26 protein-coding genes are annotated in these 24,523 nt (G+C 66.2%); 16 read left to right on the top strand and 10 right to left on the bottom strand.

Annotation, left to right across the window (positions count from 1 at the left end):
- Window positions 1–65: 65 nt before the first annotated feature.
- Window positions 66–1,262, bottom strand: a complete 1,197-nt coding sequence (locus AC3FKH_RS18325; protein ID WP_488677250.1) for an amino acid aminotransferase — start codon at window positions 1,260–1,262, stop codon at window positions 66–68.
- A 174-nt stretch (window positions 1,263–1,436) separates the two neighbouring features.
- Here AC3FKH_RS18325 and uvrB point away from each other — a divergent pair, with 174 nt between their 5' ends.
- The 15 genes from uvrB to iscX all read left to right on the top strand — a co-directional run bounded on the left by uvrB (window position 1,437) and on the right by iscX (window position 13,323).
- Window positions 1,437–3,524 carry an excinuclease ABC subunit UvrB gene (gene uvrB / locus AC3FKH_RS18320; RefSeq protein ID WP_488677249.1) on the top strand — a complete coding sequence of 696 codons (2,088 nt, stop codon included), beginning with the start codon at window positions 1,437–1,439 and terminating at the stop codon, window positions 3,522–3,524.
- A 72-nt stretch (window positions 3,525–3,596) separates the two neighbouring features.
- Window positions 3,597–3,896, top strand: coding sequence for a putative quinol monooxygenase (locus AC3FKH_RS18315; protein WP_488677248.1), 300 nt, complete (start codon window positions 3,597–3,599; stop codon window positions 3,894–3,896).
- A 17-nt stretch (window positions 3,897–3,913) separates the two neighbouring features.
- Window positions 3,914–4,135: a hypothetical protein gene (locus AC3FKH_RS18310; RefSeq protein ID WP_483711004.1), complete on the top strand. Its 222-nt coding sequence runs from the start codon at window positions 3,914–3,916 to the stop codon at window positions 4,133–4,135.
- A 49-nt stretch (window positions 4,136–4,184) separates the two neighbouring features.
- Window positions 4,185–4,424, top strand: a complete 240-nt coding sequence (locus tag AC3FKH_RS18305; protein WP_483711005.1) for a hypothetical protein — start codon at window positions 4,185–4,187, stop codon at window positions 4,422–4,424.
- A 133-nt stretch (window positions 4,425–4,557) separates the two neighbouring features.
- The gene (locus tag AC3FKH_RS18300; RefSeq protein WP_488677247.1) at window positions 4,558–5,049 is read left to right on the top strand and encodes a low molecular weight protein-tyrosine-phosphatase; all 492 of its coding nucleotides are present in this window, start codon (window positions 4,558–4,560) and stop codon (window positions 5,047–5,049) included.
- 28 nt (window positions 5,050–5,077) lie between these two features.
- Entirely contained in the window at window positions 5,078–7,195 is a 2,118-nt protein-coding gene (locus tag AC3FKH_RS18295) for a site-specific recombinase (RefSeq protein ID WP_488677246.1), read from the top strand.
- An 80-nt stretch (window positions 7,196–7,275) separates the two neighbouring features.
- Window positions 7,276–7,836 carry a Fe-S cluster assembly transcriptional regulator IscR gene (gene iscR, locus AC3FKH_RS18290; RefSeq protein ID WP_483711008.1) on the top strand — a complete coding sequence of 187 codons (561 nt, stop codon included), beginning with the start codon at window positions 7,276–7,278 and terminating at the stop codon, window positions 7,834–7,836.
- A 61-nt stretch (window positions 7,837–7,897) separates the two neighbouring features.
- Window positions 7,898–9,121, top strand: coding sequence for an IscS subfamily cysteine desulfurase (locus AC3FKH_RS18285; protein WP_483732261.1), 1,224 nt, complete (start codon window positions 7,898–7,900; stop codon window positions 9,119–9,121).
- Between the two features lie 51 nt (window positions 9,122–9,172).
- Window positions 9,173–9,574 carry a Fe-S cluster assembly scaffold IscU gene (iscU, locus tag AC3FKH_RS18280; protein WP_488677245.1) on the top strand — a complete coding sequence of 134 codons (402 nt, stop codon included), beginning with the start codon at window positions 9,173–9,175 and terminating at the stop codon, window positions 9,572–9,574.
- A 37-nt stretch (window positions 9,575–9,611) separates the two neighbouring features.
- Window positions 9,612–9,932, top strand: a complete 321-nt coding sequence (gene iscA, locus AC3FKH_RS18275) for an iron-sulfur cluster assembly protein IscA (RefSeq protein WP_483711010.1) — start codon at window positions 9,612–9,614, stop codon at window positions 9,930–9,932.
- A gap of 22 nt (window positions 9,933–9,954) precedes the next feature.
- Window positions 9,955–10,197, top strand: a complete 243-nt coding sequence (locus AC3FKH_RS18270; protein ID WP_488677244.1) for a DUF3565 domain-containing protein — start codon at window positions 9,955–9,957, stop codon at window positions 10,195–10,197.
- Window positions 10,198–10,248: 51 nt separating this feature from the next.
- Window positions 10,249–10,767 carry a Fe-S protein assembly co-chaperone HscB gene (gene hscB, locus AC3FKH_RS18265; RefSeq protein ID WP_483711012.1) on the top strand — a complete coding sequence of 173 codons (519 nt, stop codon included), beginning with the start codon at window positions 10,249–10,251 and terminating at the stop codon, window positions 10,765–10,767.
- A 97-nt stretch (window positions 10,768–10,864) separates the two neighbouring features.
- Window positions 10,865–12,730, top strand: coding sequence for a Fe-S protein assembly chaperone HscA (gene hscA, locus AC3FKH_RS18260; RefSeq protein WP_488677243.1), 1,866 nt, complete (start codon window positions 10,865–10,867; stop codon window positions 12,728–12,730).
- Window positions 12,731–12,774: 44 nt separating this feature from the next.
- On the top strand, window positions 12,775–13,113 hold the full coding sequence (fdx, locus tag AC3FKH_RS18255) for an ISC system 2Fe-2S type ferredoxin (protein ID WP_483731772.1): 339 nt from the start codon (window positions 12,775–12,777) through the stop codon (window positions 13,111–13,113).
- A 15-nt stretch (window positions 13,114–13,128) separates the two neighbouring features.
- Window positions 13,129–13,323: a Fe-S cluster assembly protein IscX gene (gene iscX / locus AC3FKH_RS18250; RefSeq protein WP_488677242.1), complete on the top strand. Its 195-nt coding sequence runs from the start codon at window positions 13,129–13,131 to the stop codon at window positions 13,321–13,323.
- Between the two features lie 27 nt (window positions 13,324–13,350).
- Here iscX and AC3FKH_RS18245 read toward each other — a convergent pair whose 3' ends face one another.
- The 7 genes from AC3FKH_RS18245 to prfB form a co-directional block, all read right to left on the bottom strand.
- A complete protein-coding gene (locus AC3FKH_RS18245; RefSeq protein ID WP_488677241.1) occupies window positions 13,351–14,376 on the bottom strand; it encodes a hypothetical protein in 1,026 nt (341 codons plus the stop codon).
- Between the two features lie 121 nt (window positions 14,377–14,497).
- The gene (locus AC3FKH_RS18240; RefSeq protein WP_488677298.1) at window positions 14,498–15,301 is read right to left on the bottom strand and encodes an ABC transporter permease; all 804 of its coding nucleotides are present in this window, start codon (window positions 15,299–15,301) and stop codon (window positions 14,498–14,500) included.
- Between the two features lie 5 nt (window positions 15,302–15,306).
- A complete protein-coding gene (locus tag AC3FKH_RS18235; RefSeq protein WP_488677297.1) occupies window positions 15,307–16,143 on the bottom strand; it encodes an ABC transporter permease in 837 nt (278 codons plus the stop codon).
- Window positions 16,144–16,149: 6 nt separating this feature from the next.
- Entirely contained in the window at window positions 16,150–17,007 is an 858-nt protein-coding gene (locus AC3FKH_RS18230) for an ABC transporter ATP-binding protein (protein WP_488677240.1), read from the bottom strand.
- 138 nt (window positions 17,008–17,145) lie between these two features.
- Complete coding sequence (gene lysS / locus AC3FKH_RS18225; RefSeq protein WP_488677239.1) at window positions 17,146–18,687, bottom strand: lysine--tRNA ligase; 1,542 nt, start codon at window positions 18,685–18,687, stop codon at window positions 17,146–17,148.
- 51 nt (window positions 18,688–18,738) lie between these two features.
- Window positions 18,739–19,494: an SDR family oxidoreductase gene (locus tag AC3FKH_RS18220; RefSeq protein ID WP_488677238.1), complete on the bottom strand. Its 756-nt coding sequence runs from the start codon at window positions 19,492–19,494 to the stop codon at window positions 18,739–18,741.
- Window positions 19,495–19,587: 93 nt separating this feature from the next.
- A protein-coding gene (prfB, locus tag AC3FKH_RS18215; RefSeq protein WP_488677237.1) for a peptide chain release factor 2 occupies window positions 19,588–20,692 on the bottom strand; the annotation gives its coding sequence in 2 pieces (ribosomal slippage) (window positions 19,588–20,610 and window positions 20,612–20,692; 1,104 coding nt in all).
- Between the two features lie 203 nt (window positions 20,693–20,895).
- On the opposite strand from prfB, the gene AC3FKH_RS18210 reads away from it, so the two are divergent.
- Window positions 20,896–21,618 (top strand): peptidoglycan DD-metalloendopeptidase family protein, encoded by a 723-nt coding sequence (locus AC3FKH_RS18210; RefSeq protein WP_488677236.1) that lies wholly within the window; start codon window positions 20,896–20,898, stop codon window positions 21,616–21,618.
- An 11-nt stretch (window positions 21,619–21,629) separates the two neighbouring features.
- Here the strand turns inward: AC3FKH_RS18210 and recJ are convergent, their stop codons facing one another.
- Window positions 21,630–23,327 carry a single-stranded-DNA-specific exonuclease RecJ gene (gene recJ / locus AC3FKH_RS18205; RefSeq protein WP_488677235.1) on the bottom strand — a complete coding sequence of 566 codons (1,698 nt, stop codon included), beginning with the start codon at window positions 23,325–23,327 and terminating at the stop codon, window positions 21,630–21,632.
- Window positions 23,328–23,356: 29 nt separating this feature from the next.
- Entirely contained in the window at window positions 23,357–24,457 is a 1,101-nt protein-coding gene (locus AC3FKH_RS18200; protein WP_488677234.1) for a hypothetical protein, read from the bottom strand.
- Between the last annotated feature and the right edge of the window lie 66 nt (window positions 24,458–24,523).

Here is a 24,523-nt window from a genome sequence, read left to right as displayed (position 1 = left end):
CTTTCGTTGTTGCACGCAACGTGCCAGGACTGTCGGCATGCCAACAGTACCCGACATTGAGGCCTTTACAGCACTGCGGCGATCGCGTCGACCACGGCGTCGATATTACGGCTGTTCAGCGCGGCCACGCAGATGCGGCCGGTGCCGACGGCGTAGATGCCGTGCTCGTTGCGCAGGCGGTCCACTTGTGCCGAGTTCAGGCCCGAGTACGAGAACATGCCGCGCTGCGACTTCACGAACGAGAAGTCGGTCTTCACGCCCTTGGCGGCCAGCTTGTCGACCAGTGCGTGGCGCATCAGCTTGATGCGGTCGCGCATTTCGGCCAGCTCCTGTTCCCACATGGCGCGCAGTTCCGGGCTGTTCAGCACGGTGGCGACCACGGTGCCGCCGTGCGTCGGCGGGTTCGAGTAGTTGGTGCGGATCACGCGCTTGACTTGCGACAGCACGCGCTGGGCTTCGTCCTTGCCGGTGGTGACGATCGACAGCGCGCCGACCCGTTCGCCATACAGCGAGAAGCTCTTCGAGAACGAGCTCGACACGAAGAAGGGCAGGCCGCTGTCAGCGAACAGGCGCACGGCAGCGCCGTCCGGGTCGATACCATCGGCAAAGCCCTGGTAGGCCATGTCCAGGAACGGGATCAGGTTGCGTTCCTTGATCACCGCGACCACTTCCTTCCACTGCTCGGCCGACAGGTCGACGCCGGTCGGGTTGTGGCAGCAGGCGTGCAGCACGATGATGGTGTTGGCCGGGTACGACTTCAGCGATTCCAGCATGCCGGCGAAGTTCAGGCCGTGGCTGGGAGCGTCGTAGTAGGCATAGTTCACCACTTCGAAGCCGGCCGATTCGAACAGCGCGCGGTGGTTTTCCCAGCTGGGGTCGCTGATGGCGACCTTGGAGGCCGGATACAGGCGCTTCAGGAAGTCGGCGCCGATCTTCAGTGCGCCGGTGCCGCCCAGTGCCTGTGCCGTCACAACGCGGCCTTCGGTGATCAGTGGCGATTCCTTGCCGAACAGCAGCGACTGCACGGCCTGGTCATAGGCGGCGATGCCTTCGATCGGCAGGTAGCCGCGCGGCGTGGCGGTCGTTAGGCGCGCCTTTTCCGCTTCCTGCACGGCACGCAGCAGGGGAATCTTCCCTTCGTCGGTGAAGTACACGCCAACGCCCAGGTTCACCTTGGTGGCGCGGGTATCAGCATTGAAGGCTTCGTTCAGGCCCAGGATCGGGTCGCGCGGGGCCATCTCGACGGCAGAAAACAAACTCATTTGGACTCTCGTGGTCGGCAATGTAAGAAAACGGGAAGGCGTAGAATGCTTCGGACTGCGCTGGGGGGCGTGCGGCAGACCTGCTTGCTGGCGTTGACGGCTTGAAGCGGGCTGTGCAACCCCAAGATTCTAGCGTATCCGCCCCCTTTTCTCAGGTTTTTCCCCTAGCCGCCTATGTCAAACCTTGCCGAAGTCGCGCCGGCCCTGGACGAAGACAAAATCGTTACTTTTCCGGGCTCGCCGTTCCAGCTCTACCAGCCGTTCCCGCCGGCCGGCGACCAGCCCGAGGCGATCCGGCAACTGGTGGAGGGGGTTGACGATGGCCTGTCGTTCCAGACGCTGCTCGGGGTGACGGGCTCGGGCAAGACCTACACCATGGCCAACGTGATCGCCCGCATGGGGCGTCCGGCCATCGTGTTTGCGCCCAACAAGACGCTCGCGGCACAGCTGTATTCCGAGTTCCGCGAGTTCTTCCCGCGCAACGCCGTCGAGTACTTCGTCAGCTACTACGACTACTACCAGCCCGAGGCCTACGTCCCGCAGCGCGACCTGTTCATCGAGAAGGATTCGTCGATCAACGAGCACATCGAACAGATGCGCCTGTCGGCCACCAAGAGCCTGCTGGAACGCCGCGACACGGTGATCGTCGCGACGGTGTCGGCCATCTACGGTATCGGCAACCCGAGCGAATACCACCAGATGATCCTGACGCTGCGCGCCGGCGACAAGGTCAGCCAGCGCGATGTCATCGCCCGGCTGATCGCCATGCAATACACGCGCAACGAGACCGATTTCCAGCGCGGCACGTTTCGCGTGCGCGGCGACACCATCGACATCTTCCCGGCCGAACACGCCGAGATGGCGGTCCGGCTGGAGATGTTCGACGACGAAGTCGAGTCGCTGCAGTTCTTCGACCCGCTGACCGGCCGCGTGCGCCAGAAGATCCCGCGCTTCACGGTCTATCCGTCCAGCCACTATGTGACGCCGCGCGAAACCGTGCTGCGCGCGATCGAAGATATCAAGGCCGAGTTGCGCGAGCGGCTCGAGTTCTTCCAGAAGGAAGGCAAGCTGGTCGAGGCCCAGCGGCTGGAGCAGCGCACGCGCTTCGACCTGGAGATGCTGTCCGAGCTGGGCTTCTGCAAAGGCATCGAGAACTACTCGCGCCACCTGTCGGGCGCGAAGCCCGGCGACCCGCCGCCGACGCTGGTCGACTACCTGCCGCCGGACGCGCTGATGTTCCTCGATGAATCCCACGTGCTGATCGGCCAGCTCAACGGCATGTACAACGGCGACCGCGCGCGCAAGACCACGCTGGTCGAGTACGGCTTCCGGCTGCCCTCGGCGCTGGACAACCGGCCGCTCAAGTTTGGCGAGTTCGAGCGCAAGATGCGGCAGGTGATGTTCGTTTCCGCCACGCCGGCCCAGTTCGAGCAAGAGCATGCGGGGCAGGTGGTGGAGCAGGTGGTGCGCCCGACCGGGCTGGTCGACCCGACCATCATCGTGCGTCCGGCCGGGACGCAGGTGGATGACCTGCTGTCCGAGATCCGCCTGCGCGTGGAAGCCGGCGAGCGCGTGCTGGTGACCACGCTGACCAAGCGCATGGCCGAGCAGCTGACCGAGTTCATGTCGGAAAACGGCGTCAAGGTGCGTTACCTGCACTCGGACATCGACACCGTGGAGCGCGTGGAAATCATCCGCGACCTGCGCCTTGGCACCTTCGACGTGCTGGTGGGCATCAACCTGCTGCGCGAAGGGCTGGATATCCCGGAGGTGTCGCTGGTGGCCATCCTCGACGCGGACAAGGAAGGTTTCCTGCGCGCCGAGCGTTCGCTGATCCAGACTATTGGCCGCGCCGCGCGAAACGTGAACGGCACGGCGATCCTGTACGCCGATCGCATGACGGATTCGATGCGGCGCGCCATCGATGAAACGGAGCGCCGCCGCGCCAAGCAGATGGCCTTCAACGAGGCCAACGGCATTACGCCGCGCGGCGTGGTCAAGCGGATCAAGGACATCATCGACGGCGTCTACGATGCCGGCGAAGTCAAGGCCGAACTGCAGGCGGCGCAGGAGCGCGCCCGCTACGAGGACATGAGCGAGAAGCAGGTTTCCAAGGAGATCAAGCGCCTTGAAAAGCTCATGATGGATCACGCCAGGAATCTCGAATTCGAAAAGGCGGCGCAGGTGCGGGACCAGCTCGCCAAGCTCAAGGCGCAGCTGTTCGGCGCCAGCGGCGACGAGGCGCTGCAGCCGCCGGTGTAGCGCTTTCGCGGCGCGACAGGGCTGCGTGCTGGCCTATAGTGAAAAGCGTCTTGCCAGATCAGGAGATGAGCCATGGTCAAGCTAGCGCTGTGGGTGCCGCTCGAAGCCGTGCCCGGGAAGGAAGCCGAAGTGGAGCAGTTCCTGAAAGACGGCTTGCCGGTGGTCGGGCAGGAGGCTGGCACCACGGCCTGGTTCGCGCTGCGGCTGGGGCCATCGCGGTTTGGCATCTTCGATGCCTTTCCCGACGAGGCTTCGCGCGATGCGCATCTGGCCGGCAAGGTGGCGGCAGCGCTGATCGCCAGGGCGCCGGAACTGTTCGTTGGTGCGCCCCCGATTCAGAAGATCGAAGTCCTGGCAGCCAAGCTGCCGTGAACGCGCTGGAGTCCGACATGGAACGGCAGTTCGAATATGGTGGCTATACGGTGGTCGCGAGCGCGGTTCCGGAAGCGGGTGGCGGCTTTGCCGCGCAGCTGAGGATTGCCGATGCCTTCGGCGAACCTTCGGGCCCGACTTTCGAGGCGCTGGCCGGCAAGGCGCCGACGCCCGAAGCCGCGGTCGCCATGGCCGAGGCCGCCGCCATGCGCGCCATCGACGCCGGCGAGGTCAACTAGCCCTGCGCGACGCAGCCCGCCGGCACGCCCATCATTCCTGGAGACCGTTATGGCCGAAATCGGCGAATGGAAGAAGAAGGTCTACGAAACCCATGAAGTGCAGGTCCAGGTACGGCTGCGCTCGCAAAGCGAGTGGGAATACACCGTCCGCGCCTGTCGTGCCGGCTGCAATATCCGCGCCGCGTCAACGCTGGTCGAAAAATCCCTGATCACCGACCACTACAAGTCTGCCGAAGCCGCGGAAATCGCCGGCTTTGCGCACGGAGAGCGGCTGGCCAAACGGCTCTAGCGGCCTGCCGCTGGCCGGTGGCGCTAAAATCGCGCCCTTCGCAGTCAAGGCCTCCATGTGGTACGACGAGCCGGTGCTTTGCGCCGGCTGGTGCTGCGTGCGCGGCGCTTCGCCCATTCCGAGGCAGAAAGCCATGAAGAAATTCGCCATCCTGATGTGCTGCATGGGCAATATCTGCCGTTCGCCCACGGCGGAAGGCGTCTTGCGCGCCAAACTCGCGGCGGCAGGGCTTGCGGACCTGGTCGAACTCGATTCGGCCGGCACCCATGAGTACCACTTGGGCCGCGCGCCGGACCCGCGAACCCAGCGCCACGCGCAGCGGCGCGGCTATGACCTGTCGGCGCTGCGGGCCCGCAAGGTCGGCTTGCCGGACTTCTCGCGTTTCGACCTGGTGCTGGCCATGGACCAGGACAATCTCGAACGCCTGTCAGCCTTGTGCCCGCAGGCCGATGCGCAGCAATTGCGGCTGCTGATGAGCTTTGCCACCCATCACGACGCGCACGAGGTGCCCGACCCGTACTACGGCGAGGGCGACGGCTTCGAGCGCGTGCTCGACTACGTGGAAGATGCCTGCGATGGCATCGTCGACATGCTGCGCCAGCGTCTGCGCGACGCACCCGCTTGAGCCGTTGCGCCATCCCCTGTGAGAATTCATGCTTCGAACCCTGTTCCGGAAATGGCGCGAGTCGCGCAATGCCAGCCTTCAACTCGACGCCATCCTGACGGCGGCGGATCCTGATGCGCCGCTGGCGGACCGCAACCGATGGCTGATCGAACTGGGCTTCTGGATCCGTCGCGACGGCATGGCAGGCGTGGAGGTCGATGGCGGCGAAGGCCCCGCGCGCGGCACCGGCAGCTTTCGCGAACATGTGCGCATGCGCTACCTGCTGCAGGTGCTCGAGCGGCATGCCAGCTGGGCCGAACGGTTTGGTGCCACGGTGCGCAGCATCGTGCGCGACAACGATCCCACGGCACTGTTCTGCGACACGGGTGTGGCTTCCCACCCGGGCTTCGTCAGCGAGATGGTTCACCGCCTGCAGGCGCGCTTCCTGCCACCGCCGCCCAACCGCAGCGATATGGCGGCGCTGTTCGCGCTGCTGTTTGTCGGGCAGCACGATGCCGATTGGGTCGAAGCCCTGGATGACGAACTGCTCGCCAGACTGGCGCGCGTGCTGCGCGCGGACCCGGCTGACGACAAGCACCCCGCAGCCGGTGCGCAGGCGATGGCCCGCTACTGGGCAGCGCTCGAGCACATGCTGTTCACCAGCATCGCCGTGCTGGTCAGCCAGGTTCGTGCCACCGGCCTGAGCCAGTCGGTGCGCTCGCGGCTGCGCGGCAGGGTGGAAGACACGCCGTTCTACCCGCTCGACAGCGCCATCCAGGCATTGTGCGAGCCTGGACTGACCCATGCGGACGAGGCCTTCGGCCAGCGCCTCAATTATTTCCGTGGGCTGCTGGACGGTTGCCACGCCGCCGCGCTCCAGGTCTATGCGGATCTGGAAGAGAACGGGGTTTCGGTCGAGGTCGTGTTCCAGATCGAGCGCATGAAGGTCCAGCTCGCACGTATCGAGTTGCTTCTCGCGGCATGGGTCGAGCCGTGGCGTCCGGGCATGCATGCGCACCTGGTGGCGGAACTGATCCGCTCCACGCAGGCACGCCGCAGCGTGTCCGACCTAGCCGGCGCGTCATTCGCGCAACTGGCGCGCCGCGTGGTGGAGCGCTCGGCCGAGACCGGCGAGCACTACATCACGCGCGATCGCAAGGAATATGGCGACCTCATGCGCGCGGCGGCCGGGGGCGGGCTGATCACCGTTGCCACCGTGTACCTGAAGTTCCTGATCTACGGCCTGCACCTGGACAAGTTCATCGAAGGGCTGCTCGCCTCGCTCAATTACGCGGGCAGCTTTCTTGTCATCCACTTCGCGCATTTCACGCTGGCCACGAAGCAGCCTGCCATGACCGGGCCCGCGCTGGCACACCGGCTCGATGCAGCCGGGCGGCCGGAAGGGCGCAAGATATTCGTCGACGATACGATCGCGATGATCCGGTCCAATGCGGCCGCGATCTTCGGCAATCTGGCGGTGGTGTTTCCCGTCGCGCTGGCGATCCAGTGGCTGGCCAACAAGATCCTCGGCGCCAACCTGATTACGCCGGCAAAGGCCATTGCCACCATCGAATCGTTCTCGATCCTGGGGCCGACCCCCATTTATGCGGTTTTCACCGGCGTGCTGCTGTGGCTGTCGAGCCTGATCGCGGGTTGGGCCGACAACTGGTTCGCGCTGCACAAGGTGCACGACGTCATGGCCTATCATCGCCGCCTGCGCTATGTGCTGGGCGAGCGCGGAGCGCAGCGGTTCGCGGATTTCTGGAAGCGCAATATGTCAGGCATCAGCGCCAATGTGTCGCTGGGTTTGCTGCTGGGTCTGGGCCCGGAAATCCTGAGCTTCTTCGGCCCCCATATGGAAGTGCGTCACGTGACGCTTTCAACGGGATCCGTGGGCACCGCGCTCGGCGTGTTGGGCCTCGATGCCCTGCGGCTGCCGGCTCTATGGCTCGCGGTGGCGGGCATTGCGCTGATGGGCGTGCTGAACGTGGCGGTGAGCTTCGCGCTGGCCTTCAATATGGCGCTGCGTTCGCGCCACCTGAAGCGGGTGGATCGGGCCGACCTCAGCGCGGCCGTGCGGCGCCGCATCCTGAAGAACCCGATGTCGCTGATCGTGCCGCCCCGGACGGCAGGCGCAGAGCCGGTTCCCGGAAGCCGCGGGGCATGATGCGGTGCCGTAGGGTAGTTGACTGAATTAGTCGGGTACCTTTATACTTGACGGAAACGATCAAGTATTAGCCCTGCATCATGAGACTGACCACCAAAGGCCGCTTTGCGGTCACTGCGATGATCGACCTGGCCATGCGCCAGGACCAGGGACCCGTCACGCTCGCGGGCATCAGCCAGCGGCAGAAGATCTCGCTGTCCTACCTGGAACAGCTGTTCGGCAAACTGCGCCGGCATGAGATCGTTGAAAGTGTACGCGGCCCCGGCGGTGGTTACAGCCTCGCGCGCAAGGCCGAAGACGTCACCGTGGCGGACATCATCATCGCCGTGGACGAGCCGCTCGATGCCACCCAGTGCGGTGGAAAGGGCAATTGTAACGGAGATGACGGCTCCGGGCGTTGCATGACCCATGAACTGTGGGCGACGCTGAACCAGAAGATGGTCGAATACCTCGACTCCGTCTCCCTCAAGAACCTCGTGGACCAGCAGCGCGCCAAGCAGCCGGCTGTCCTGCATGACATGCGCGAAGACGCCGCCGTGCAGCAGGCGGCACCCGCCGCGCGCGGCAAGCCGGACAAGGCGGCAGAGAAGCCGGTCCGCGCCCGGGTGGTGAATTCGGTTTTCAGCCTGGCGCAGTCCTGAAGCGCCCGGCAGGCAAGCAGCGAAACGAAAGATCAGCGGTCCCCCTGAATAGAAGGCAGTCATAACGATGAGCACCCCACATTTCCCCATCTACATGGATTACTCGGCCACGACACCGGTGGACCCGCGCGTGGCGGACAAGATGATTCCGTACCTGCGCGAGCAGTTCGGCAATCCCGCGTCGCGCAGCCACGCCTATGGCTGGGATGCGGAGCGTGCGGTGGAAGAGGCGCGTGAACAGGTGGCCGCGCTGGTCGGCGCCGATCCGCGTGAAATCGTGTGGACCTCCGGGGCGACCGAGTCCAACAACCTGGCGATCAAGGGCGCCGCGAATTTCTATTCGGGCAAGGGCAAGCATCTCATCACGGTGAAGACCGAGCACAAGGCCGTGCTCGACACCACGCGTGAACTGGAGCGCCAGGGCTTCGAGGTCACCTACCTCGACGTGAAGGACGACGGCCTGGTCGACATCGAAGTGTTCAAGCAGGCGCTGCGCCCGGACACGATCCTGGTGTCGGTGATGCTGGTGAACAACGAGATCGGCGTGATCCAGGACGTCGAGCAGATCGGCGCGATCTGCCGCGAGAAGGGCATCATCTTCCATTGCGACGCCGCGCAGGCGACCGGCAAGGTGCAGATCGACCTGAGCACGCTGAAGTGCGACCTGATGTCGTTCTCGGCCCACAAGACCTACGGCCCGAAGGGCATCGGCGCGCTGTACGTGCGCCGCAAGCCGCGCGTGCGCATCGAAGCGCAGATGCACGGCGGCGGCCATGAGCGCGGCATGCGCTCGGGCACGCTGGCCACGCACCAGATCGTCGGCATGGGCGAAGCCTTCCGCATCGCCCGCGAAGAAATGGCGACCGAGAACGAGCGCATCCGCATGCTGCGCGACCGCCTGTGGAACGGCCTGAAGGGGATGGAAGAGGTCTACCTGAACGGCAGCCTCGAACACCGCGTGCCGCACAACCTGAACGTCAGCTTCAACTTCGTCGAAGGCGAGTCGCTGATCATGGCGATCAAGGAAATTGCCGTGTCGTCGGGTTCGGCCTGCACCTCGGCCTCGCTCGAGCCCTCGTACGTGCTGCGCGCGCTGGGCCGCAACGACGAACTCGCGCACAGCTCGATCCGCTTCACGGTGGGCCGCTTCACCACCGAGCAGGAAATCGACTTCACCGTCGAACTGCTCAAGAACAAGATCGGCAAGCTGCGCGACCTGTCGCCGCTGTGGGAAATGTTCAAGGACGGCGTCGACCTGAATTCGATCCAGTGGGCCGCGCACTGAGCGCCGCCCGCCAGCACGACCCCATAAAAGATTAAGCACGAGGTAAGCAAAATGTCATACAGCACCAAGGTTCTTGACCACTATGAAAACCCCCGCAACGTCGGTTCCTTCGATAAGGGCGATGACACCGTGGGTACCGGCATGGTCGGCGCTCCGGCTTGCGGCGACGTGATGAAGCTCCAGATCAAGGTGAACGAATCGGGCGTGATCGAAGACGCGAAGTTCAAGACCTATGGCTGCGGCTCGGCCATTGCCTCGTCCTCGCTCGTGACCGAGTGGGTCAAGGGCAAGACCGTCGACCAGGCGCTGGAGATCAAGAACACGCAGATCGCCGAGGAACTGGCGCTGCCGCCGGTGAAGATCCACTGCTCGATCCTGGCCGAGGACGCGATCAAGGCCGCCGTCGACGACTACAAGAAGAAGCACCCGGGCGCCGACCAGAAGGCCGCCTGAGTGGCTTGAGTTCCGAACGTAGAAGGATGACGCAACGATGATCACGATGACCGAGAAGGCCGCCAGGCACGTGGCCCGTTACCTGGAACGCCGCGGCAAGGGCGTGGGCCTGCGCCTTGGCGTGAAGACCACGGGCTGCTCGGGCCTGGCCTACAAGCTCGAGTACGTGGACGAGCTGCACCCTGAAGACCAGGTGTTCGAGACGCATGGCCTCAAGATCATTGTCGACGCCAAGAGCCTGCCGTACATCGACGGCACCGAACTCGACTACGCGCGCGAGGGGTTGAACGAAGGTTTCCGCTTCAACAACCCGAACGTGAAGGACGAGTGCGGCTGCGGCGAGTCCTTCACGGTCTGAGCGCCGGCGCGGACGGGACCGGATGGAACGCTGCATCGTCGGCTTCCACCGGGACGAGGAAGGCGACTGGGTCGCCGAACTCGATTGTGGGCACGGGCAGCACATGCGCCACAACCCGCCCTGGCAACTGCGGCCGTGGACGGCCACAGAGCAGGGCAGGGCGGCCCGGCTTGGCGCAACGGTGAACTGCCTGAAATGCGATCGCAATGAGCCGCCCGCCGATTGGGCGCGGGCACCTGAACAGGGCCGCACGCGCGGCGGTTGACGTGAATGCACAAGGGGGCGGCGCGACCGCTCCTTTTTGTTGGGGAAGCTGTTGAAAGACGATTTTTTTGCGCTGTTCGGCTTGCCGGTGCAGTTCGGCGTGGATGAGGCGGCGCTGGATGCCGCATACCGGACTGTGCAGTCGCAGGCGCATCCGGACCGCTTCGCCAACGCCGGCGAGGCCGAGCGGCGCGTGGCGATGCAGTGGGCCGCGCATGCCAACGAGGCCTACCGCACGCTGCGCCAGCCGCTCAAGCGCGCGATCTACCTGCTGGGGCTGCGCGGCGTGGACGTGCAGGCGGAGAACAACACCGCCATGTCGCCCGCGTTCCTGATGCAGCAGATGGAATGGCGCGAGGACTTGCAGGACGCCGTCGAGTCCCGTGGTATCGAACGCCTGGATGGCCTGCTGCGCGCGCTGCGCCAGGAAAAGCGCGAACGGCACGCGGCGCTTGGCGCGCTGCTGGACGCAGGCGACAACGAGGCCGCGGGTGCGGCGGTACGGCAGCTGATGTTCATCGAGAAGATCGAACACGATACCAGCGAAGCGATCGACCGGCTGGAAGAGTAGTCCCGGCACGTTTGGCGGGGCCATGTGACAATGGCGCCCGTCGCGAAAGCCGCCTGCGCGGCGCTCACCCTCGCGCACGAGAAAGCGAAGAAACATCATGGCACTGCTCCAGATTTCCGAACCCGGCATGTCGCCGGCGCCCCATCAACGCCGGCTGGCCGTTGGCATCGACCTTGGCACCACCAACTCGCTGGTGGCGGCGGTGCGCAACAGCATCCCCGAAGTCCTGGCCGACGATCGCGGCCGCGCGCTGCTGCCCTCGGTGGTGCGCTACCTGGCGGACCGCACGACGCATATCGGCTACCGCGCTCAGGACGAAGCGGTACGCGACCCCAAGAACACCATCGTCTCGGTCAAGCGCTTCATGGGACGCGGCCTGAAGGACGTGGCCCACAACGAGCACAGCCCCTACGATTTCGTTGATGCGCCCGGCATGGTGCAGATCAAGACCGTCGCCGGCGTGAAGAGCCCCGTGGAAGTCTCGGCCGAGATCCTGGCGACGCTGCGCCAGCGCGCCGAGGATTCGCTCGGCGACGACCTGGTCGGCGCCGTCATCACCGTGCCGGCCTACTTCGATGAAGCGCAGCGCCAGGCCACCAAGGACGCCGCGCGCCTGGCCGGCCTGGAAGTGCTGCGCCTGCTGAACGAGCCCACCGCGGCGGCGATCGCCTACGGCCTGGACAACGCGTCCGAGGGCATCTACGCGGTCTATGACCTCGGCGGCGGCACCTTCGATATCTCGATCCTGAAGCTGACCAAGGGCGTATTCGAAGTCCTGTCGACCGGCGGCGATTCCGCGCTGGGCGGCGACGATTTCGACCAGCGCCTGCTGTGCTGGATCGTCGAGCAGGCCGGCCTGCAGCCACTGTCGGCGCAGGACACCCGCCTGCTGATGGTGCGCGCGCGCGCGGCCAAGGAAGCGCTGTCGGAGAGCGACAGCACGGTGATCGACGCTGTGCTCGATTCCGGCGAGATCGTGCACCTGGCGCTGACCGACGAGGTCTTCAACACCATTACCGCGCACCTCGTGCAGAAGACGCTGGTGCCGGTGCGCAAGTCGCTGCGCGATGCGGGCGTGGCGCCGGACGAGGTCCAGGGCGTCGTATTGGTTGGCGGTGCCACGCGCATGCCGGCCATCCGCAAGGCGGTGGGCGATTTCTTTGGCCAGCCGCCGCTGACCAATCTCGATCCGGACCGTGTCGTCGCGCTCGGCGCCGCCATGCAGGCCAACCTGCTGGCGGGCAATCATGCGCCCGGCGAAGACTGGCTGCTGCTGGATGTGATCCCGCTGTCGCTCGGCGTGGAAACCATGGGCGGCCTGGTGGAGAAGATCATTCCGCGCAACAGCACCATCCCCGTGGCGCGGGCGCAGGAGTTCACCACCTTCAAGGACGGCCAGACCGCCATGGCGATCCACGTGCTGCAGGGCGAGCGCGAGCTGGCCAGCGACTGCCGTTCGCTGGCGCGCTTCGAGCTGCGCGGCATCCCGCCGATGGTGGCCGGTGCGGCGCGCATCCGCGTGACCTACCAGGTCGACGCTGACGGGCTGCTGTCGGTCACCGCGCGTGAAACGCATTCGGGCGTGGAGTCGTCGGTGACCGTGAAGCCGTCGTATGGCCTGGCCGATGACGACATTGCGCGCATGCTGCAGGAAGGCTTCCGCGAAGCGGAGCACGACATGAAGAGCCGCGCGCTGGCCGAGGAACGCGTCGAGGCCGACCGCCTGGTCGAAGCCACCACGCGCGCGCTGCAGACCGACGGCGACCTGCTGTCGGCCGACGAACGTACCGCGGTCGAGGCGCTGATTGCCTCGGTGCGCGACATTGCCACCGGCGAGGATCACCACGCCATCAAGGCCGCGGTCGAGACACTGTCGCGCGGCACCGACGAATTCGCCGCCCGCCGCATGGACCGCTCGATCAAGAGCGCGCTGGCCGGGCGCAAGGTGCAGGAACTCGGCTGATCACCGGCCCTCGCATCTGCCAAGCATCAATACCAGGACACGACATGCCACAGATCATCGTTTTGCCCCACGCCGAATACTGCCCGGAAGGGGCGGTGATCGAAGCCGAGACCGGCACCAGCGTCTGCGACGCGCTGCTGGCCAACGACATCGACATCGAGCACGCCTGCGAGAAGTCGTGCGCGTGCACGACCTGCCACGTGATCGTGCGCGAGGGCTTCGACTCGCTCGACGAGGCCGAGGAGAAGGAAGAAGACCTGCTCGACAAGGCCTGGGGCCTGGAGCCTAACTCGCGCCTGTCATGCCAGGCCATCGTCGCCGACGAGGACCTGACCGTCGAGATCCCGAAGTACACCATCAACCACGCGAAGGAAGGCCACTGAGGCCCGGAGAACCCCATGAAGTGGACCGACACCTACGATATCGCCGCGGCCCTGTATGACAAGTTTCCCGACGTGGATCCGGTAACGATCCGCTTCACGGATCTGCGCAAACGGGTGCTGGAACTGGACGGCTTCAGCGACCTGCCCGAGCGCTCGGGCGAGAAGATCCTCGAAGCGATCCAGGCGGCGTGGATCGAGGAAGCCAACTGAGCTGCTTCGGCGGCCGTTCCATCGCCCTTAGAAGCGATACCCGACGCCCGCCACCATGATGTCGGCGTCGCGGTCGTAGCCCGTCATGACGCGATTCCATGACAGCCGGCCAAGCCAGTGCTCGCTGAGCCGGTAGCTGGCCGATAGCGTCAGCAGCCCGGCCCAGCGGGAAGGCGAACTGTCCGCACCTGGCCCGCGGACCTGCAGCGTGGTCGCGTAGTACGGCCCAGCGCCGATGCCCAGTGTCAGCCGGTCCCCAAAGAATCCGCCGCTCAGCCACGCTTGCGCCGCCACGCCGCGGCGCTGAACTTGCTCGGAACTCCCCTCCGCCAGATAGCTGAGCGTGCCTTCGATGCCGCGCCAGAAGCCGTGCCGATACTCCACGGCCGCGGCGAATTCCGTTTCCGAAGCAAAGCTGTTGACGATGCTGCCGCCCAGGAAGACCGTCAGCTCATCGCCAGTCAGGGCGCCGGTGCGCGTGCCCGCGACAAATGGGCCGTCGCGCCGGCCGTGGTCGAGTTGGTAGCCCACGCCCAGCAGCACCGTGTTCGAGTTGAAGCTCGACCAGGTTTGCGCGCGGTTGTATCGCGCCTGCACCATCCAGGGGCCGCCGCTCACATACCAGGTGGCCGCGGCACTGGCCAGTAGCCCGACGCCGTGATGGTTGCTGTAGCTGCCGTCCGGCTGTTCATCGGCCGTGTCGGAATATAGGTAAGGGCCGGCACCGACCGACACCGCGAACTGGCGGCCCGGCGTCAGCCAGCGCCACCACAGCTGAGCAGCATGTCCGTCGCGATGGTGGCCGCTGACGTGTCCTTCGTTCAGGTAGGTGTAGCTTGCATACCAGCGGTCTGTGAGGTTCTGCTGGTAGCTGTAGGCGTAGACACCGCTGCGGTCGTCGTCGCTGTGGATCGGCGGGTTGGTGTGCACACCGCCCATCAGCAGGAGTTCCTGCCCATGCGCCGCATGCTGGAGCATGGCCAGCAGAAGGCCGCCAGCCAGGGGCGTGACGTGTTGCCAGATCCGGGAAGTCCTGCGGTTGGCGCATTGCATTGGGTGGTTCCGATGAGCCGGGGGATGCTCAAGAAGCATAGCAAAGCGCCGAAATGGTTGCCGTGCAGCCGCAAGCGCTCTTTGTTACGGAATATTCCGCACGGTAGCCAGCCCGCGGCGCCTAGCTGCCTGTCGAGGCATAGTGGCGCACGCCGGCGCGCCATGCGCAGAAGGCTGCGGCCAGGAAGGCGAACCCGGCCAGCGGCGATACCAGCCCCACCCATCCAGGCGCGCCGAGCGGGTCGGCCTTGCCCAATATGGCGAGCACCGGGTAGTAGGCGACGCCGGCCAGGGGCACGGCGAAGGTCAGCACGTACCGGAACCATCGCGCATACAAGGCCATCGGATACTGGGCGGCCTCGACGCCGCCGTAGGTCAGCATATTGGCGACCTCCAGGCTTTCGATCGTCCAGAACGACAGCGTGCCTTGCAGCACCAGGATGCCAAGAAACAGCGCAACCCCGCCCGCCAGGGCGAACAGCGCCATGGCAATCGAGGGCGGCGTCCACGCGATCTCCGCCTGCACCGTGGCGAAAGCCAGGACCAGCAGTCCCTGCAGCAGGCGTCCCAGGCGACTGATGCGCACGTCGTGCCCCATCAGCTGCAGCGCCAGCGGGCGGGGGCGCAATAACAGGCGGTCGAATTCGCCGGTGCGCAACAAGGTCGTGCCCAGTATGTCGAATCCGCGCCCGAGCGCATCGGCAATGGCGAACATGCAGTTCACGAGCCCGTAGAACAATGCCACTTCGCCGATCTTCCAGCCCTGGACGTTGCCGAAGCGGTGAAACAGCGCCCAGATCGCAATCACTTCGATGCTCGTCCCCAGGAACTGCCCCACGGTCAGCATCAGCGCCGAGCCGGGATAGCGCGCCTGGCCGCTCAGCGAGGCCGTCATCAGGCGGGCGAACAATGCCAGCGAGCCCATGCGCCTCATCCGCCTTGCACCTCGAGCTTGCGCATCGTACGGCCCATGGCCGCCTGGCCGGCAGTGATCAGCAATACAATCCACAGGCATTGCAGGCCCAGCGCGGCGAGCATCCGCGTGCCGCCGAGCTGGCCGAAGTAGATGCGCGCCGGAATATCCATCACGCCTGCCAGCGGCTGCACCAGTAAGACGGTCTGCCAGGCGTCCGGGAGCAGCGCCAGTGGCAGCAAGTTGCCCGAAAAGACGATGACCACCGGTCCCATCAATACATTGATACCGCGTTCGTTGAGCGCCGCCGCGGCAGCGATGTTGAGCAGCATGACCAGCGATGTGGACAGCAGCAACGCGAACAGCGCCGAGGCGATGAAGCCCATGCCGGCAGCGAAACCCGCAGGCGGTTGCCAGGCCCAGGCACCGAGCCCGATCACGGGCATCACCACGCCCGCGAAGGCGAACATCAGGACCACGCGTGGCAGCACCCGCGCCGCGGTCCAGCCAGCCGAGCGGGCGAACCACAGCGCGTAGGCATTGACGGGCCGCAGCCGGTCGTAGGCGACGGCGCCGGTGCGCACGGCCAGCGCCACCTCGGGATCTCCCATCCACGGCAGCAGCGCGAACAGGCCCTGTGCGAGCCAGATATAGGTGATCGCCTGCGCGAGCGACAGCGGCGCGCCGTGCGCGGTGGCACTGCCGTAGAACGCCGCCAGCACCATGACCTTGATGCCTCCCCACCAGCACTGGGTGCCGAAGCCCGCATACGCCGCCGCGCGGTACTGCAGCATCTGCAAGAAGCGGGACCGCAGCGCGGCAAGGTAGGGGCGTGCAAGTTCGCGCGGCGCCATCATCGGCTAGGCCTCCGCGGCGCCATGCATTGCGTAGAAGCGCGCGATCACGGCTTCGATGGTCATGCCTTCGTCCTCGGCGTCCTCGGGCAAGCCGTCATCGAGCCGGCGTGCGGCGAGCACCTGCTCGCGCAGTGCCTCGACGCCGCAGTCGGCCAGTACGCGGCCGTGGCCGATCACGATCACGCGCCGGGCCAGTGCCTCGATGTCGTGCATGTCGTGCGTGGTCAGCAGCACGGTGGTGCCGCGTTCGCGGTTCATGCGCCGGATAAAGTCGCGCACCGCGAGCTTGGAGGGCGCATCGAGCCCGATGGTCGGCTCGTCGAGAAACAGGATGTCGGGCTCGTGCAGCAAGGCCGCCGCGATCTCGGCGCGCATGCGCTGGCCCAGCGACAACTGGCGCACGGGCTGGCCGAGCAGGCGCTCCAGGTGCAGCAGCGCCACCAGTTCATCCCTTGTGCGCGCGAAACGCACCGGGTCGACGCGATAGATATCGCGCAGCAGCGCGAAGCCGTCGCCGACCGGCAGATCCCACCAGAGCTGCGTGCGCTGGCCGAACACCACGCCGATACGCGCCACATGCCGTTCGCGGTCGTCGAACGGAACGCGTCCGTTGACTTCGACATGGCCGCCGTCGGGGCGCAGGATGCCTGAGAGGATCTTGATGGTGGTCGACTTGCCCGCGCCGTTCGGGCCGATGAAGCCAAGCAACTCCCCGCGCTCCAGCGCGAACGAGACGCCAGCCAGCGCTTCGACGGTGCGATAGCGGGGGCGGACCAGCGCGCGCAGCGCGCCGAGCACGCCCGGGTCGCGTTCGTGGATGCGATAGGTCTTGCGCAGTTGACTGACGACGATCTGGGGCATGGCCGCGGCGCGGGAAGGGCGGGGGATTATACATGGGGTGAATTGGGCGGCACCCTGATGGACTGTTCCGCACGCTAAAGAAAAACCCCGCCAAAGAGGCGGGGCTTCACAGATCAGCACAGCATCGGTCCGACGGTCTCAGTCTTCCCGCCGCAGGTGCGGGAACAGGATGACGTCGCGGATGTTCGGGCTGTCGGTCAGCAGCATCACCAGGCGGTCGATGCCGATGCCGCACCCGCCCGTCGGGGGCATGCCGTATTCCAGCGCACGGATGTAGTCGGCGTCGTAGTACATCGCCTCTTCATCGCCGGCATCCTTCTGCTCGACCTGCTTGCGGAAGCGGTCGGCCTGGTCTTCGGCATCGTTCAACTCGGAGAAGCCGTTGGCAATCTCGCGGCCGGTGATGAACAGCTCGAACCGCTCCGTGATGCCCGGCACCGTGTCCGAGGCGCGCGCCAGCGGCGACACTTCCACCGGGTAGTCGATGATGAAGGTCGGTTCCCACAGCTGGCTTTCGGCGGTTTCCTCGAACAGCACCAGTTGCAGCGTGCCGATGCCGGCGTTGAGGAACTGCGGCGCGCTGGTGTTGACGCCGAACTTCTTCAGTTCGGTGCGCAGGAACTCGATATCGGCCAGTTGCGCGTCGGTGTATTGCGGGGCGAACTTCTGGATGGCCTGGCAGATGGTCAGGCGATGGAACGGCTTCGACAGGTCGAGTTCGCGGCCCTGGTAGTTCAGCACCGCAGTGCCGCTGGCGTCGATGGCGGCCTGGCGGATGAGGTTCTCGGTGAAGTCCATCAGCCAGCGGTAATCCGTGTAGGCCGCGTAGAACTCCATCATGGTGAACTCGGGGTTGTGGCGCGGGCTCACCCCTTCGTTGCGGAAGTTGCGGTTGATCTCGAACACGCGCTCGAAGCCGCCGACGATCAGGCGCTTCAGGTACAGCTCGGGCGCGATGCGCAGGAACATCTGCATGTCCAGCGCATTGTGGTGCGTGATGAAAGGCTTGGCCGCGGCGCCGCCCGGGATCGGGTGCAGCATCGGTGTTTCCACTTCCATGAAGCCGGCGTCGGCCATATGGCGGCGCAGCGACGACATCGCATTGGTGCGCGCACGGAAGGTATTGCGGGTCTCGGGCGAGACGATCAGGTCCACATAGCGCTGGCGGTACTTCATTTCCTGGTCGGCCAGGCCGTGGAACTTGTCCGGCAGCGGGCGCAGCGACTTGGACAGCAGGCGCAGTTCCTGCACCTGCACCGACAGCTCGCCCTTGTTGGTGCGGAACAGCACGCCGCGCGCGCTGATGATGTCGCCGAGGTCCCAGTGCTTGAAGGCGGCGTAGACGTCTTCGCCGACCTTGTCGCGCGTGATGTAGAACTGGATCTGGCCGCTGCCGTCCTGCACGGTGGCGAAGCTGGCCTTGCCCATCACGCGCTTGAGCATCATGCGGCCGGCGATGGCCACTTCGACCGGCGCGGCTTCCAGCGCGGGCTGGTCGGTCTCGCCGTACTGGGTGTGCAGCGCGGCGGCCTGGTGCGTCGGACGGAAATCGTTCGGGAAGGCCACGCCTTGCTCGCGCAGGGCCGCCAGTTTCTCGCGCCGCTCCGCGATGATCTTGTTTTCGTCGGCGGCCGGTGCTTCTGCGGTCGGGGCGCCCTGGGCGCGGGTGGGTTCGGTCATGATGTCTTGTCGGGTCGCGCGCGGCGTGCCGCGCGCGGATTCAGTATGGCTTCAGTAATTACGCAGGTCGTCCAGCTCGGTGCTGCCGAAGTCCGGGCGATGCAGGTAAGCAAGGATGCGGCCGGCGGTGTCTTCGGCGGAGGCAAGCTGCTGGGTCGCCTTCAGGTCGCGGAAGCGCTGCACCTGGGCAAAGTCGGCATTGCGGATGGTGTCCTGCATGCCGGTGTCGACCACGCCGGGCGCGAGCGCCACGGCACGAACCGTGCGCGGTGCCGCGGTGCCTGCGTACTCGGCATTGACCGAGCGGATGAACATGTCGAGCCCGGCCTTGCCGGCGCAATACGCGCTCCAGCCTTCGACCGGGCGGCGTGCCGCGCCGGACGAGATGGCGAGCACCTTGCGCGGGCAGTCGAACTTCTCGGTGCGTTCCAGGAACGCGCCGGTCATGATCATCGGCGAGGCCAGGTTGGTCAGCAGGTGCGGCAGCAGGGTGTTTTCCTGCAGCCGCGACACGGGGCCGATCGGCTCGACCACGCCGGCATTGAGGATCAGCGTGGCGCTGGCCGGCGGGTCCTGGCTCTCCAGCACGCTGGACAGCCAGCCGGCGGCCGACGCAGGCTGCGACAGGTCCTGCAGGTGCCAGGCCACCGGCACGCCGCTCATGGTGGCAACGCGCTCGAGTTCCAGGTTGCGGCTGCGCGCCACGCATACCAGGCGGTTGCCCGGCACGAGCAGCGCATTGGTCAGTGCCGCACCGAGCCCGCGCGAGGCGCCGGTGATGATGTAGAGGTGGTCTGCTTCGCTCATGGTGCCCCGTTCGGAGCGCCGCCCGCGGCGGGCGGTGCATGGTTGGCGGATGCGGTCCGGCGCCATGCCCGCGCGGCGGGCATGGCAGCGGCCTTACAGTCCCTGCTTGAGGCTGGCCTCGATGAACGGGTCCAGGTCGCCATCCAGCACCTTCTGGGTGTTGGACATTTCCACGTTGGTGCGCAGATCCTTGATGCGGCTCTGGTCCAGCACGTAGGAGCGGATCTGGTGGCCCCAGCCCACGTCGGTCTTGCCGGCTTCGAGCTTGTCGGCCTCGGCCTGGCGCTTGCGCATCTCGTGCTCGTACAGGCGCGACTTCAGCATCGACATGGCCTCGGCACGGTTGCGGTGCTGCGAACGATCGTTCTGGCACTGCACCACGATGCCGGTCGGGATGTGCGTGATCCGCACGGCCGAATCGGTCTTGTTGATGTGCTGGCCGCCGGCACCCGACGCGCGATAGGTATCCACGCGCAGGTCGGCCGGATTGACCTCGACCTCGAACGAGTCGTCGACTTCCGGATACACGAACACCGACGAGAACGAGGTGTGGCGCCCGCCCGACGAATCGAACGGCGACTTGCGCACCAGGCGGTGCACGCCGGTTTCCGTGCGCAGGTAGCCAAAGGCGTATTCGCCCTCGATCTTGATGGTCGCGCTCTTGATGCCGGCCACGTCGCCTTCGGACTCTTCGAGCACCTCCGCCTTGAAGCCCTTGCGCTCGCAGTACTTCAGGTACTGGCGCAGCAGCATCGACGCCCAGTCGCACGCTTCGGTGCCGCCGGCGCCGGCCTGGATGTCGATAAAGGCGTTGGCCTGGTCCATCTCGCCCGCGAACATGCGGCGGAATTCCATGCCGGCCACGATTTCCTCGAAACCCTTGACGTCGGTCTCAATCGATTCCAACGTTTCGTCGTCGCCTTCTTCCCTGGCGAGTTCGAACAGCTCATCGGCACCGGTCAGGTCGTCCGTGAGCTTGCCGAGGACGCTTACGACGCCCTCGATGGCTTTCTTTTCCTTGCCGAGATCCTGGGCGCGCTTGGGGTTGTTCCAGACGTCCGGGTCTTCCAGCAAGCCGTTGACTTCTTCCAGTCTTCCTACTTTGACATCGTAGTCAAAGATACCCCCGTAGATCTTCCGTCCGGGAACGGAGATCGGAGATGGCACCGGAGATGGCGTTGAGGCGTTCTGCTTCCATGATGATCCTGCGCTTCGAAAACCTCGAATTATAGCGGAATCGGGGCGTATTCCGGTGCCGCGAGGGGCGCTGGCAGCCCTTCGCGCCGCGAACGGAAGCCCCTGCCGATGGTCTACCCGGCGGGCCGTGCAGCGCGGGCGGCGATAATAGAGCCGCTCCAGGCTTCGCTAGCCGCCCCCCGAAGACCAACTCAACAGGGACGAATGACGCCAACAAGACACGAAAACACCGGCCGACGCCGGATGCTCGGATGGATGATCGCTGCGGCTTGCGCCGCGCTGGCCGCCGGTTGCGGCACGATGTCCTCGGAACCCGCGCCCGAAGGCTTTTACCGCGTAGAGAGCGGCGACACGCTGTATTCCATCGCCCGCAAGCAGCGCCGCAATGTGCGGGACCTGGTGCGCTGGAACAATTTGCCCAGCGCCGACCGCATCGAAGTCGGCCAGCTGATCCGCGTCAAGCCGCCGGGATCCGGCACGACCGCTTCGTCTTCGGGCGGCATGCCACCGCAAACTGTGACGGATACGCCGCGCGCGGACAGCGGCGGCCAGTCCAGGGCACCTGTCAGCGCCATCCGGCTGCAATGGCCGTCCGACGGCAAGGTCACGTCACGCTTCTCGCCGCCCGCCAGCAAGGGACTGACCATCGCGGTGCCGCCCGGCGGCACCGTGAAGGCTGCGGCATCGGGCTGGGCCATCCACGTCGGCAACCTGCGCGGCTACGGCATGCTGGTGATCGTCAAGCACAACGACGACTGGCTGACCGTGTACGGCAATCTCGACAAGCCGCTGGTCAGCGAAGGCGCGCGCGTCACCGCGGGCCAGGACGTCGGCAGCATGGGCGGCAGTGGCAGCGAGCTGCACTTCGAGGTGCGGGGCAACGGCAAGCCGGTCGATCCGGCCAACTACCTGCCGGCGCGCGGCTAGCGCGGCGCAGGTTACTGCGCGTGCTCGATCACGAGCTGTACGCGCGTGGTGCCGTTGAAGGTGTTGTTGTCGAGCCGGTAAGCGACCTGCGCGCTGGCGCCGAGCTCGTCGGCGTGGTTGAACCAGATCGCGTCGAAGCGCTGCCGGCCGCGGCCGAGCTGCAGCTTGAGGTGCTTGCCCTTGAGCACGCTCTGGCGCAGCACCTCGAACTCGCCGCAGAAGGTCGGGGCCGGAAAGCCCTGGCCCCAGACCTGCTGTTCGAGCAGCGTGACGAATTCCGGGCTGAAGCACTGTTCCTCGATATCGCCGTCGGTCTCGATCACGCGCGCGAGCTGGTCGTCCGTCAGCCATTCGCGGCCAACTGCCTCGAAGGCGTCCTGGAACTCGGCAAAGCGCTCGGCGCGCACGGTCAGGCCGGCCGCCATGGCGTGGCCGCCGAACTTGATCATCAGGCCCGGGCAGCGCTTGGAGACCAGGTCGAGCGCATCGCGCAGGTGGAAGCCGGGGATCGAGCGGCCCGAGCCCTTGACCGTGGCCTCGTCGCCAGGCGCGAAGGTGATGGTCGGGCGATGGAACCTGTCCTTCAGCCGCGACGCGACGATGCCGATCACGCCCTGGTGCCAGGTGTCATTGAATACGCTCACGGTAAAGCGTGCCGACGGATCGAGGCCGGCCAGCGGCTGCTCCAGGATCTGCAGGGCTTCCTGCTGCATCCCGGCTTCGATGTCGCGCCGCTCGCGGTTCATGCTGTCGAGTTCCTGGGCGATCTCCCAGGCGCGGTTGGCATCGTCGGTCAGCAGGCATTCGATGCCGAGCGACATGTCGGCCAGTCGGCCAGCGGCATTCAGCCTCGGCCCAACGCCAAAGCCGAGGTCGAAGGTGTTGGCCCGCATGGCTTCGCGGCCCGCGGCACGGAACAGCGCCGCCACGCCCGGCTGCATGCGGCCGGCGCGCATCCGCTTCAGGCCCTGTGCGACCAAAATGCGATTGTTGGCGTCGAGCTTGACCACGTCGGCAACCGTGCCCAGCGCCACCAGATCCAGCAGCGTTTGCAGCGGCGGCTGGCTTTGCTGCGTGTAGACCCCGCGCTTGCGCAGTTCGGCGCGCAGTGCCAGCAGCACGTAGAACATCACGCCCACGCCGGCCAGGTTCTTGCTGGGGAATTCACAACCCGGCTGGTTCGGGTTGACGATGACCGCCGCGTCGGGCAGCTCCGCGCCCGGGAGATGGTGATCGGTCACCACTACGTCGATGCCCAGCGCGTTGGCGGCGGCCACGCCGTCGACGCTGGCAATGCCGTTGTCGACCGTCACGATCACGTCGGGCTGCTGCTTCGCGGCCAGTGCCACGATCTCCGGCGTCAGCCCATAGCCGTACTCGAAGCGGTTGGGAACGATGAATTCCACGCGCGCGCCGAGCATGCGCAGCCCGCGCACGCCGACCGCGCAGGCCGTTGCGCCATCGCAGTCATAGTCGGCCACGATCAGCAGGCGCTTTTGCGCCGCAATGGCGTCGGCCAGGTATTCGGCCGCATGGCCGATGCCCTTCATGGCCGTTGGCGGCAACAGTTCCGGCAGTTCGGTAGAGAGTTCGGAAGCCTGGGCCACGCCGCGCGCGGACAGGATGCGGGCCAGGGTCGGGTGCAGGCCGGCGGCCGCCAGGGTGCTGGCATGCTCGGTGGAGTAGGGGCGGATGGCAATCCGGGTCATGGGCGGTCTGCTTTTTCTTTGTTCGGGGGTCAGGCGGTGAAGGCGAGGTCGGACAGCAGGGCGCGCCAGTCACCGCGCTGGCCCATGCCGCGCCAGAATTTGCGCAGGTCGGCCCGGCGCACGGTGAATTCGGCGAAGTGGTTCTCGCCGCCAAGCACCAGCGTGATGGCCTCGATGCTGCCGTCGCCAAGCGCCTGCAAAGCCGGGGCGAACCAATCGGCGTCGAGCGCGTGCATGCGTTCGATCCACAGGCCCCAGTCTTCGGCGATATGCGCCTCGGTGGCGCTGTCCAGCATCGCCATGACTGCGCCGTCGGCCTGCACGCCGACAAGTCCGGCAGGGACGGCTGCGATACGGCTGTTGCCGGCGAGCCCGAGGCCGGCCAGGAACGGGTCGCTGGCCAGGATGGTGTCGGCCAGCCTGGGCACCGGCTGCATCGTGCCGCCGCCATACAGCCAGACGGAATTGATGGACAGTTCGCCGGCCGCCTCGCGTGCCTGGTTGACCGGATGGTCGAACCAGGTCATCTGGATCTCGTTCTGCAGCCGGCGCCAGTCGCGCGCGCGCGCGCCGTCCTGCAGCCAGATGTCGATATTGCGGCCGGTAGCGCGCAGCGGCGTGGTGGCGTCGAGCGGGCCAAACACGGCTTCCGGCAGGTACCAGCGTGCCGCGCAGGGCGCTTCAAGGGTGATGTCCGCTTCGCGCAGCAGCGGCTCGATGGCGGCGTGCAGCGACGCGGCTTCCGCGTCACGCACGCGCAACTGGTCGGGGTGCATCAGCACCAGATGGTCGCGGGCGGCATGGATATGCACCAGTTCCAGGCAGGTCCAGGCCTCGCTATCCGCCGGCGCGGCACCGCCACTGTCGGCAAGGCGCATATAGGGCGCCATCGGCACCCTGGCCGTGTCCAGTCCGGCCTTGCCGGCCAGCCAGCGCTCGTGCGGCAGGCTGCGCAGCCACGGGTCATCGTGCCGCTCGCGCTGGCCGAGCGTGGCCCGGGTCAGCAACTTTCCGAGCGCGGGCAACTCCAACTGCCGCAGCAGCGCGCCGGGCACGACATCGTCCGTGGCGTCGTCGCCGGCGCCGGGCGGGACGGAAAAGGGCACAATCAGGGTCAGGTGGCTCATCATGGTGGCGAGATTGTAAACTTCCGGCTGGCCGGCGCCAGCTCGAGTGTGGTGCAGGGCTCCCGGCTA

The sequence above is a fragment of the Cupriavidus sp. 21MJTG02-4 genome, from assembly GCF_057798975.1.
The sequence above is the reverse complement of the archived record's forward strand: the minus strand, read 5'-3'. Positions and strand labels throughout refer to the sequence as shown.